The sequence below is a fragment of the Streptomyces sp. NPDC054770 genome, assembly GCF_053611985.1.
In genome coordinates, this window is sequence record NZ_JBSHBL010000016.1 from 147,297 (window position 1) to 157,886 (window position 10,590).

At 74.4% G+C, this 10,590-nt stretch carries 8 protein-coding genes; 7 read left to right on the top strand and 1 reads right to left on the bottom strand.

Going from position 1 to position 10,590, the window contains the following annotated elements; all coding sequences use genetic code 11:
• Nucleotide 1: 1 nt before the first annotated feature.
• The 4 genes from pcaB (at nucleotide 2) to ACWGKQ_RS17205 (ending at nucleotide 4,050) form a co-directional block, all read left to right on the top strand.
• Nucleotides 2-1,333, top strand: a complete 1,332-nt coding sequence (pcaB, locus tag ACWGKQ_RS17190) for a 3-carboxy-cis,cis-muconate cycloisomerase (protein WP_453292750.1) — start codon at nucleotides 2-4, stop codon at nucleotides 1,331-1,333.
• Complete coding sequence (gene pcaDC, locus ACWGKQ_RS17195) at nucleotides 1,330-2,448, top strand: bifunctional 3-oxoadipate enol-lactonase/4-carboxymuconolactone decarboxylase PcaDC (RefSeq protein ID WP_453292736.1); 1,119 nt, start codon at nucleotides 1,330-1,332, stop codon at nucleotides 2,446-2,448. The genes pcaB and pcaDC overlap by 4 nt, the downstream gene beginning before the upstream one ends.
• A 64-nt stretch (nucleotides 2,449-2,512) precedes the next feature.
• Nucleotides 2,513-3,304 carry an SDR family NAD(P)-dependent oxidoreductase gene (locus ACWGKQ_RS17200; RefSeq protein WP_453292737.1) on the top strand — a complete coding sequence of 264 codons (792 nt, stop codon included), beginning with the start codon at nucleotides 2,513-2,515 and terminating at the stop codon, nucleotides 3,302-3,304.
• A 23-nt stretch (nucleotides 3,305-3,327) separates the two neighbouring features.
• Nucleotides 3,328-4,050 (top strand): Type 1 glutamine amidotransferase-like domain-containing protein, encoded by a 723-nt coding sequence (locus ACWGKQ_RS17205; protein ID WP_453292738.1) that lies wholly within the window; start codon nucleotides 3,328-3,330, stop codon nucleotides 4,048-4,050.
• A gap of 4 nt (nucleotides 4,051-4,054) precedes the next feature.
• On the opposite strand, the gene ACWGKQ_RS17210 is transcribed toward ACWGKQ_RS17205, so the two are convergent.
• Nucleotides 4,055-6,736, bottom strand: a complete 2,682-nt coding sequence (locus ACWGKQ_RS17210; protein WP_453292739.1) for an ATP-binding protein — start codon at nucleotides 6,734-6,736, stop codon at nucleotides 4,055-4,057.
• A 180-nt stretch (nucleotides 6,737-6,916) separates the two neighbouring features.
• On the opposite strand from ACWGKQ_RS17210, the gene ACWGKQ_RS17215 reads away from it, so the two are divergent.
• The 3 genes from ACWGKQ_RS17215 to ACWGKQ_RS17225 all read left to right on the top strand — a co-directional run bounded on the left by ACWGKQ_RS17215 (nucleotide 6,917) and on the right by ACWGKQ_RS17225 (nucleotide 10,529).
• Complete coding sequence (locus ACWGKQ_RS17215; RefSeq protein ID WP_453292740.1) at nucleotides 6,917-8,197, top strand: MFS transporter; 1,281 nt, start codon at nucleotides 6,917-6,919, stop codon at nucleotides 8,195-8,197.
• 16 nt (nucleotides 8,198-8,213) lie between these two features.
• Nucleotides 8,214-9,356 (top strand): anhydro-N-acetylmuramic acid kinase, encoded by a 1,143-nt coding sequence (locus ACWGKQ_RS17220; RefSeq protein ID WP_453292741.1) that lies wholly within the window; start codon nucleotides 8,214-8,216, stop codon nucleotides 9,354-9,356.
• A gap of 78 nt (nucleotides 9,357-9,434) precedes the next feature.
• Complete coding sequence (locus tag ACWGKQ_RS17225) at nucleotides 9,435-10,529, top strand: DUF2510 domain-containing protein (RefSeq protein WP_453292742.1); 1,095 nt, start codon at nucleotides 9,435-9,437, stop codon at nucleotides 10,527-10,529.
• The last annotated feature ends 61 nt before the right edge of the window (nucleotides 10,530-10,590 follow it).

Here is a 10,590-nt window from a genome sequence, read left to right on the forward strand (position 1 = left end):
AGTGGAGTACGGCGGCGGTGCGGCAGGGCTGCTCGGTCCCGGGTGGTCCGGTTCCGCCGCCGCGGCCGCGACGAGCGACGGCGCGTACCTGCGGGCGCTGCTCGACGCGGAGGCGGCCCTCACCCGGGCCCAGGCCGCCCTGGGCCTGGCCCCGGCCGAGGCCGCGACGGCCGTGACCGAGGCGGCCGACCCCGGCCGATTCGACGTCGGCACCCTCGCGGAGCGCGCACGGGGCGGTGGCAACCCGGTGATCCCGCTGGTCGCCGATCTGACGAAGGCGGTCGGCGCGGAGTACGGGCCGTACGTGCACCGGGGTGCGACCAGCCAGGACATCATGGACACGGCGTCGATGCTGGTCGCCGCCCGCGCCCTGGACCTCGTGCTCGCCGACCTCGGCCGCACCGGGCAGGCGCTGGCCCGGCAGGCCGCCGCGCACCGCGGTACACCGATGCCGGGCCGCACACTCACCCAGCACGCCGTGCCGACGGCCTTCGGGCTGAAGGCGGCCGGCTGGCGCTCGCTGGTCCTGGACGCCCGGGACCGCGTGACCCGGGTCCGGGAGTCACTGCCCGCCCAACTCGGCGGCGCGGCGGGCACGCTGGCCGCCTTCGGGGTGTACGGCGCGGCGCACGCCGAGCAGCTGCCGGCCGCGTACGCCCGCGAACTCGGCCTGGCCGCCCCGCTGTTGCCCTGGCACACGCTGCGGACGCCGATCGCCGATCTCGCCGGGTGCCTCGCCTTCACGGCCGGGGCGCTGGGGAAGATCGCCGCGGATGTGCTGACCCTGTCCCGTACCGAGATCGGCGAGGTCTCCGAGGGCGGCGGGGGCGGTTCCTCGGCGATGCCGCACAAGGCCAACCCCGTCCGGTCGACGCTGATCGCGGCGGCCGCCCGGCGGGCCCCGCAGCTCGCGGCCGTCCTGTACGGCTCGATGGTCGCGGAGGACGAGCGGCCGGCCGGTGCCTGGCACGCCGAGTGGGAGCCGTTGCGGGATCTGCTGCGGACCGTGGGGGGTGCGGCGCGGGACGCGGCGGAACTGGCGGAGGGGCTGTTGGCGCACCCGGAGGCGATGCGCCGGAACCTCGACCTCACAGGCGGGCTGATCGTCTCGGAGCGGCTCTCCGCCGAGCTGGCCCCCGTGCTCGGCCGGGCCCGCGCCAAGGAGCTGCTCACCGAGCTGGCCCGCCGCACCCGCACCGAGCACCGGACGCTGCGTGAACTCCTCGCCGAGGAACCCGGCTTGAAGGATGTCGATCTCGACGACCTGACCGATCCCGCCCGCTATACCGGCTCCGCCGGTGTGCTCACCGACCGTGCTCTGGAGCGACGTTGACCGAGAAACTCCTCAACCACCGCACCGAGGGGCCCGCTTCGGCTCCCCCGCTGCTCCTCGGGCCGTCGCTCGGCACCTCGTACGCCCTGTGGGACGCCGTGGCGCCCGAACTGTCCACCGCGCACCGGGTGGTGCGCTGGAACCTGCCGGGGCACGGCGGTTCGGCACCCGGCCTGATCAGGGCGGGAGCGACCGTCGGTGACCTGGCCGGCCTGGTGCTCGCGCTCGCCGACTCGCTCGGCATCGAGCGGTTCGGGTACGCGGGGGTGTCGCTGGGCGGTGCCGTGGGGCTGCACCTGGCCGTCCACCACCCGGACCGGCTGGAGAACCTGGCGGTGATCTGCTCCTCGGCCCACTTCGGCGGGTCCGGGCCCTGGGAGGAGCGGGCCGAACGGGTGCGCCGGGAGGGCGTGGAGTGGCTCGCGGAGAACGCCCCCAGCCGCTGGTTCACCCCCGGGTTCACCGTGCCCCGGCTGGTCGAGGACCAGCGGGCGGCCGACCCGGAGGCGTACGCCGCCTGCTGCGACGCGCTGGCCGCCTTCGACCTGCGGGACCGGCTCGGTGAGATCGCCGTCCGCACCCTGCTGATCGCCGGCCGGCAGGACCCGGCGACCCCGCCGCCGCATCTGCGGGAGATCGCGGACGCGGTGCCGTCGGCCACGCTGGTCGAGCTGCCGGGCGCCGCGCATCTGGCGCCCGCGCAGTGCCCCGAGGCCGTCCTCACCGCGCTCCGCGCCCACCTGGACGGAGGCGCCAGGCGCGGGATGGCGGTACGCCGCGAAGTACTCGGCGACGCGCACGTGGACGGCGCCCAGGCCCGGCAGACGCCCTTCACGGCCCGCTTCCAGGACTTCATCTCGCGCTACGCCTGGGGCGAGATCTGGACCGACCCCACCCTCTCCCGCCGTGAACGCAGCATGATCACCCTCACCGCGCTGGTCGCCCACGGCCACTACGACGAGCTGGCCATGCATGTGCGGGCCGCCCGGCGCAACGGGCTGACGCCGGAGGAGATCGGCGCGGTGCTGCTGCAGACGGCCGTGTACTGCGGGGTGCCGGCGGCGAACTCGGCGTTCGCGACGGCGCAGCGGGTGCTGGCGGAAGAAGAAGGGTGACCCTGCCGGTCGTACCTCCAGCCGCACCACCCACCCGGCGCCGTCCCCTGCCTAGGCTGGAGGCATGTCCACTGTTCTGATCACCGGCGCCACCTCCGGGCTCGGCCGGTACGTCGCCTTCGAACTGGTCCGCTCGGGCCACGTCGTCCTCGCCCACGGCCGGGATCCGGGCCGTACCGAGCTGCTGGTCGAGGAACTGCGCACCGAGGGCGACGCGGCGGGCTTCGTCGCGGACCTGGCCTCGCTGTCCCAGGCCCGCGAACTGGGCGCGCGGGTCGCCGAGGCGCACCCCGGCCTGGACGTCCTGATCAACAACGCGGGCATCGGCGCCGGCGCACCCGGCTCGGCCCGCGAACTGAGCACGGACGGCCACGAGCTGCGCCTCGCCGTCAACTACCTGGCCCCGGTGGCCCTCACCCGCGCCCTCCTCCCGGCACTGCGCGCGAACACCCCCGCCCGGATCGTGAACGTCGGCTCGGCGGGCCAGGAGCCCCTCGACTTCGACGACCCCGAATTCACCCGCGGCTACCAGGGCTTCGCGGCGTACCGCCGCAGCAAGTTCGCCCTGGCGGCCCATACCTTCGCCCTGGCGGAGGAGTTGGCGGACACCGGAGTCTCGGTGAACGTCCTGCACCCGGCGACCTTCATGGACACCGCGATGGTGCGCGAGGGCGGAGTGGCACCCTGGAGCACGGTGGCGGACGGGGCTCCGGGTGTACTGGCCCTGGCGACGCGGGACTTGGGAACGGGCGGTTACTTCGACGGCACGAATACCGCGCGGGCCCACGAAGCGGCGTACGACCGCGACGTACAGAAACGCCTCTCAGCGGTCACCGATCAGCTCCTTGCTCTGTGACGCCCTGAGGAGGCACTTCCGCCGTGACTGCCGTTCCTGTGCGTCGTCTGGCTCTTCTCGGGGGCGGCTTCTCCACCGACGACGACGGCCTGCTGGACGACTGGGTGCTCGCTCACGCCCGTGCTTCGCGGCCCAAGGTGTGCTTCGTGCCCACCGCCAGCGGCGACGCCCCCGCCTACCAGGAACAGTTTCTCGCCGCGTTCCGGTCACGGGCCTGCGAGCCCAGTGTCCTGCCGCTGTTCCGGAGGGAACTCGATGATGCCGCGTTGCGCACGTTCCTGCTCGCTCAGGACGTCGTGTACGTGGGGGGCGGCAACACCGCGAACCTGCTGGCAGTCTGGCGTGCGCACGGCGTGGACCGGTTGATGTGCGAGGCCTACGATCGCGGCACGCTGCTGTGCGGTATCAGCGCCGGAGCCAACTGCTGGGCGGAAGGCTCGCAGACCGACTCCTTCGGACCGCTGACGTCCCTGCCGGACGGGCTGGGCCTGCTGTCCGGTTCGGTCTGCCCGCACTACGACAGTGAACCGGGCCGCCGCCCCTCCTACCGGGCGGCCGTGGCCACCGGCGCGCTCCCCGCCGGGTGGGCGCTGGACGACGGCGTGGGAGCCCTCTTCACGGACGGCCTCCTGACACAGACGGTGACCCGCACGCCACCGACCCGCCTCTACCGGATCGAGCCGGCCGGTGCGGACGCAGCCACGGAGCAGGCTCAGCCGTGCCTCTTGCTCCCTGCGGCGCGCTGACCCGTCACCGCAGCCCCCGCCCGGTCTCCAGAACCTCCCGCGCCTGAGCGACCAGCCCGTCCGCCCCGCAGGACCGGGCCAACGCCAGCCCCCTGTTCAGCTCGGCCACCGAGCGCGCGGCGATCCCGTACTCCACCCGGGCCGCCGCATGCTCGTACTGGCAGGGCGACGCCTCCAGGTAAGCCACCGCCTGCGAGGCCAGCCGCACCTGCCGCTGCCCGGTCTCCAGCGCGGCGGCGCAGCGCAGCGCCTCGCCGATCGCCGTGTCCGTGCCGAACCGCTCGGCCTGCCGTCGCGCGTCGCTCGCCAGCTGCGCCGCCCGCGCCGGGTCCTCGTTCGCGAGGGCCCGGGCGAGGTCGAGCGCCCAGGGCACGACCACGGGGTTGAAGTGGCCGCGCGCGGCGGCCGCCTTCTCCGCCGCCTCCAGCTCGTTGACCGCCTCCTTCGTGCGGCCGACGGCGAGGAGGAGCCGGCCGCGCACGGACCTCGGGTCCGGCATGACGATGGTGGAGGGGTACGGCGGTGCGAAGCCGTACTGTTCGGCGGTCTCCCAGGCCTGCTGGACATGGCCGCGGGCGAGCAGCGTGTCGATCAGGTTGCAGGTGGCGGTCCAGTACAGGGGCAGCCGGCGGCCGACCCGCTCGGCGATCCGCAGGGATTCCCGCAGGGAGGTCTCCGCGTCCCGCAGCCGGCCGCGCCTGCGGTGGCCGAGGCCGACGTAGGCATGGGCGAGGGCGAGGTGGCCGCCGCTCCAGCCGGAGGACTCGTAGGCGCGCAGGGCCTCGTTGTACAGGCTCTCCGCGCGGTCGAGGCGGTCGGTGTAGACGTAGGCGTTGGCGAGCATCAGCAGGAGTTCGATGCCCCACTCGGTGTCCGTCCAGCCGAGGCCGGGCGCGAGCCGGCCGTTGACGAGGGCGCGGTCGCACAACTCGACGACCTCCTCGGCGTTCTCGCCCTGGATGAGGAGGTCGAAGCCGCGCAGCATGAGCAGGGCGCGCTCGGAGTTGTCGCGGCCGGTGCAGGTGGCGGCGAGGTCGGCGAGGCGTTCGGAGCGCTGCGGGGAGACGGCCTCGCCGGCGATGCCCTCCCACATGAACTGGACGGCCTGGAGCCGGAGTCTGGCGGGCCCCTCCTCGTGCCGGGCGGCCTCCGCCTCGACCGTGCGGACGGCCTCCTCCAGCTGGTCGTTGTGGAGGAGGGCCTGGGAGAGCCGGAAGACGGCGTCGACGCGTTCGGGTCCGGCGAGGCCGGGCATGCCGAGCGCGCTCTGCAGGTGGCCGATGGTGACGGCGGGCTTGGTGAGGAGGGTGGCGCAGCCCAGTTCGTAGAGCACGCGCGCGTGGACCTCGGGAAGGGGCGGTTCGAGGAGGGCGCGTTCGAGGCAGCGGCGGGCCGCGTCCGGGGCGCCGACGGCGAGGTGCTCCTTGGCCGCGTCGCGCAGCTGCTCGACGAGTTCCTCGTCGTCGTCCGGGTGCACCTTCAGCAGATGGCGGGAGGCCTCGGCGATGCCGCGGCCGTCGTCGATGACGATCTGGGCGGCGATGCCGTGCATGGCGGTGCACATCGCGGGCGGGATGGAGTTGTAGACGGCGGTGGCGATCAGCGGGTGGACGAACTCCAGGTCACCGGTGTGGGGCCGGGAGCCGGCCGGGTCGGGCTCGGTGAGGATGCGGGCGGTGCGCAGCAGTTCGGCGCAGCGCCCGGCGTCGTCCACGGCCATGCTGGCGAGCTGGGCGACCAGGCCGACGGAGATGCCGGTGCCGAGGATGGCGGCGGCCCAGGCGAACCGGGTGGCGTCGACGCCGAGGCCTTCGAGGCGGGTGACGAGTCCGCCGCCCCTGGCCGACCGGTTGAGGGCGCGCAGTTCGCCGGCCCGGGCCTCGACGGGCTCCACCTCGCTGTCCTGGACCTTGGCGAGGAGTTCGACGGTCTCGTAGGGGTTGCCGCCGGTGACGGCCCAGACCTCGCGGCAGAACGGGGCGTCGGCGTGCTCGCCCAGGGTGGCGCGGGTGAGGCCGGCGGTGGCGTCCGGGGTGAGGGCGCTGACGGTGCGGACCGGGCGGCCGGCCGCGGCGGCCACGGCGTCGAGGTAGCGGGCGCTGTCGCCGCTGACCTCGCCGGGGCGGCGGGCCACCAGGACCAGGACGGACAGGTCGTCCAGGCGTTCGACGAAGGCGGCGAGCCAGGCCAGGGTCTCCTGGTCGGCCCAGTGGGCGTCGTCGACCAGCAGGACCAGCGGCCAGTCGCGTTTGGCGAGCCGGCGGACGGCGGCGACCAGGCCGTCGCAGACGCCCTGCGGGTCGGCCTGGCGGTCGCCGGGGTCCGTTATGCCGAGGGCGGGGCCGGCGATGTCGTACCAGTCGCCGAGGTACTCCCGGGCCTCCTCGGGCAGCAGGGAGACCAGGGCGGGCTGGAGTAACTGCCGTACCACGTGGAAGGGCACGCTGCGCAGGGTCTCGACGCCGCGGGTGGACCAGACGGTGCAGCCCCGGCGCTCGGCGATGCGGCGGGTCTCGGCCAGCAGCGCGGTCTTGCCGAGCCCGGCCTCGCCGCGCAGCACCAGCAGGTTCCCGGCGGTGGAACGGTCGGCGCAGAGGACGTCGAGCGCCTCGGTGATGGCGGCGATCTCCTCCTCGCGCTCCCAGAGGGGAGCCGAAGCGCCTCCCGGGGGCTGCTCCTCCGTCATCCCGCTACCTCCCCAAGTCGCCCGAATGACGTACAGACCACGAGCGTAGCCGTCCGGTTGGCTGTCCGGAGGCGGGTCCGGGCAGCTGTTGCCGTGACGGGTGAAAGTGGGTGCGCCCGGGCGACGCGGACGGCTCCGACCTGCCGCTGCACAGCCAACGGACCGTCAACGGGCAGGGACATGAAACCGACTTTCGAAGATCGGGCAGTACGGGAGCGGAACCGGCCCCTCCGGGCGCTGGCGGCGGGCTCGGTGGGGAACTTCATCGAGTGGTACGAGTTCGGTGTCTACGGCTATGTGGCGACCGTGGTCGCCGAGCGGTTCTTCACCCCGGCGGGCGGGAGCGCGGCCGAGGGGCTGGTGCGCACCTACGCCTCGTTCGGGCTGGCGTTCTTCTTCCGTCCGCTGGGCGCGGCCCTGTTCGGCCGGCTGGCGGACCGGCTCGGCCGGCGGCCGGTGCTGATCCTGGTGGTGGCGCTGATGACCGGCGCGACGGCGCTGATCGGCGTACTGCCGACGTATGCGCAGGCGGGTGTGCTCGCGCCCTGGCTGCTGACGTTCCTGAGGGTGGTTCAGGGGCTGTCGGCGGGCGGGGAGTTCGGGGGTGCGGTGGCGATGCTGACCGAGTTCGCGCCGCCGGGACGACGGGGACTGTACGGGGCGTGGCAGTCGTTCACCGTGGCGCTGGGGCTGCTGGGCGGGGCGGGTGTGGCGGTGGGGCTGTCCGTACTCCTGACGACGGCTCAGTTCGCTTCCTGGGGCTGGCGGTTGCCGTTCCTGCTGGCGATGCCGCTGGGTGCGCTGGCGCTGTGGCTGCGGATCGGGCTGGACGAGACACCGGAGTTCCGGGAGCCGGCCGTGGGCGCCGTGCACACGGTGCGCGTGCCGGCCGGGGCGATCGCACTGGCCGCCGCCCGGGTGATGGGCTGGTCGGCGGCCGGGTACACCTTCCTGGTGGTGCTGCCCTCGTACCTCCAGGCCGCGCTGCACACCGGCTTCCGGCAGGCGCTGCTGGCCACCGTGGTGGCGAACCTGGGGTTCGCGGCGGCGATCCTGCCGGCGGGACTGCTCAGCGACCGGGTGGGGCGGCGGCCGGTGATGCTGACCGGCGCCGGGCTCGTGGTGCTGCTGGCGCTGCCCCTGCTGCACCTCCTCCAGGACCCGGGGACCCCGGCCGCCGTGCAGGGGGCGGCCCTGTGCGGTGCGGGTGCGGTGGTGGGGCTGATGGCCGGACCGGGGCCCGCGATGCTGGCGGAGATGTTCCCGGCGCGGGCCCGCTGCACGGGCCTGGGACTCGCCTACGCCCTGTCCAATGCCGTGTTCTCGGGCTGCGCGGGCCTCATCATCACGGAGGCGGTGCGACGCACCGGGAACCTCGACGTTCCCGGCTACTACGCGGCGGCGACCTGCGCGGTCAGCGTGCTCGCCCTGCTCGGGCCGCCGAGGACGAAGGCGGGTTGAAAGGCGGGTTGGGACATTGCTGGTGATCGGCCTGATGTCCGGGACGTCGTACGACGCGGTGGACGCGGCGGCGGCCGAGCTGCGGCTGCTGGACGGGACGCTGCTGCTGAAGCCGCTGGGGATGGTGAGCACGCCGTACGACGAGGAGCTGCGGGAGGCGCTCGCGGGTGCGCTGCCGCCGGCCGCCGTGCCGCTGGCGCGGGTGTGTCTGCTGGACACCCGGATCGGCCAGGCGTTCGCGGCGGCCGCGGTCCGGGCCAACCGCGAACTGTGCGGCGGGCGGGCCGAGCTGGTGGTCTCGCACGGGCAGACGGTCTACCACTGGGTGGAGGGCGGCCGGGTGCACGGCACGTTGCAGCTCGGGCAGCCGGCGTGGATCGCGGAGGCGACGGGGCTGCCGGTCGTCGCCGACCTGCGGCCGCGGGACGTGGCGGCCGGGGGCCAGGGCGCCCCGCTGGTGAGCCTGGTCGACCTGCTGTGGCTGCGCGGCCGGCCGGGGACGCCGGTGGCGCTGAACCTCGGCGGGATCGCGAACCTGACCGCGCCGGACGGCACGGCCTTCGACACCGGGCCCGGGTGCGCGCTGCTGGACGCGGCGGTCCGGGAGTTCACCGGCGGGCGGCTGACGTACGACGTGGACGGGGCGCTGGCGGCGCGCGGCCGTCCGCACGAGGCGCTGCTCGAAGAGCTGCTGGCGGAGCCGTACTACGCGCTGCCCGCGCCGAAGACGACCGGCAAGGAGCTGTTCCACGCGGGGTACTGGCGGGCGCCCGCCGGGATCCGTGCCGAGGACGCGCTGGCGACCCTCACCCGGCTGACCGCCCGGACGGTGGCGGACGCGGTGCGGGGCGTGGCGGCGACGGAGGTGGTCGCGTCGGGCGGCGGCACCCGCAACCCGGTGCTGATGCGGATGCTCGGCGACCTGCTGCCGGAGATCCCGGTGCGCGTCTCCGACGAGCTCGGTCTGCCGGCGGCGGCGAAGGAGGCCTACGCCTTCGCGGTCCTCGGCTTCCTCACCGCGCACGGCCTCGTGGGCACCGCCCCGACCGCCACCGGCGCCCGTCACCCGAGCATCCTGGGCTCCCTGACCCCGGGGCGCAACGGCCTGCGGCTGCCCCCGCCGGCACCGGTGCCACCGGTCCGGCTCCAACTCGAATGAGGCGTGCCGGCCCACCTCGTACGAACATTGCCGGATCCTCTCATCCGACTTTCACCGATGCCTCATACGGTTGGGGGCATGACGCAGGTGACTCCCCCCGGGTGGTATCCCGATCCCGGGCAGACAAGTGACGGTCCGGCCACCGAACGCTGGTGGGACGGCAAGGCCTGGACGGAGCAGACCCGGCCCGCCGGGTCGGCCGCCGACTGGGGTCCCCCGCCGCAGCCGCCGGCCGACGGAGCGCAGCCGGCCGACGGAGCGCAGTCGGCCGAAGGGGCCCCGGCCTACCCGGCGTACCCGGCCGGCGAGGCCTACCCCGCGTACCCGGGTTATCCGGGGTACCCGGCGCCGCCGGCTCCCGCCAAGCGCGGGCTGCGTACCGGTATTGCCGTCGGCGTCGCCGTGGCGGTCCTCGCCGCCATCGGGGTGGGCGCGTGGGCGCTCACCGGCAACGGCAGCGACAACGGCAACCAGCAGGCCTCGCAGCAGGGCTCGGGCGGCCAGGGCGGGTTCGGCCAGGGCGGTCCCGAGGGGCAGAACGGCGGCCAGGGCTTCCCGTTCGGCGGGTCGGGCGGCAGCTCGGGTTCCGGTGGCACCGACGGTGGCGCGTCGCCGTCGCCGGGCCAGTCCGAGGCGCCGAAGGTCAAGGGCGGCGGCAGGGTGTCGGACTCGACCAACGCCATCAGCATCCCGGTGCCGGACGGCTGGACCGGGCAGGCGATCCAGTACGGCGCCAACGTCAGCTCCGACGACTCCTACAAGTGCCCGGGCGACACCTCGCAGACCTGCACCGCCGGCGGTGCCTACTCGGCGCCCGCACTGCTGCTGGGCGCCAAGGGGGCCACCGCCGAGGCGGTCGCCAAGGCGGACATCTCGGCCAATGCCGAGGACTCGTACGGCAAGGGCTACGGCTCGATCACCTCGCACCAGGTGCTGGCCTCCAAGGCGGTCACCGTGGCCGGGCAGAAGGGGTACCTGGTCCGCTGGAAGGCGATCACCAGCAAGGGCGCCGACGGCTACGTCGAGTCGCTGGCCTTCCCGTCGCCCGCGAACGCCCAGCAGATCGTCGTGGTCCGGTTCGGCGTCGACGTCGGCCAGAAGGAGTCGATCATCGACACCATCACCAGCGGCATCAAGGTGTCCTCGGGCGGCGGCAGCGGTTCGAACGTCTGACCTGCCCCGGTCCCGGAACAGCGGTCGGCCGGGTGGGGTGCCCCTCCGCTCAAAGGGGCAC

Coding starts and splice junctions, on each gene's coding strand:
- ACWGKQ_RS17200 (WP_453292737.1), top strand. CDS start 2,513: ATGTCCACTGTTCTGATCACCGGCGCCACCTCCGGGCTCGGCCGGTAC.
- ACWGKQ_RS17210 (WP_453292739.1), bottom strand. CDS start 6,736: ATGACGGAGGAGCAGCCCCCGGGAGGCGCTTCGGCTCCCCTCTGGGAG.
- ACWGKQ_RS17215 (WP_453292740.1), top strand. CDS start 6,917: ATGAAACCGACTTTCGAAGATCGGGCAGTACGGGAGCGGAACCGGCCC.
- ACWGKQ_RS17225 (WP_453292742.1), top strand. CDS start 9,435: ATGACGCAGGTGACTCCCCCCGGGTGGTATCCCGATCCCGGGCAGACA.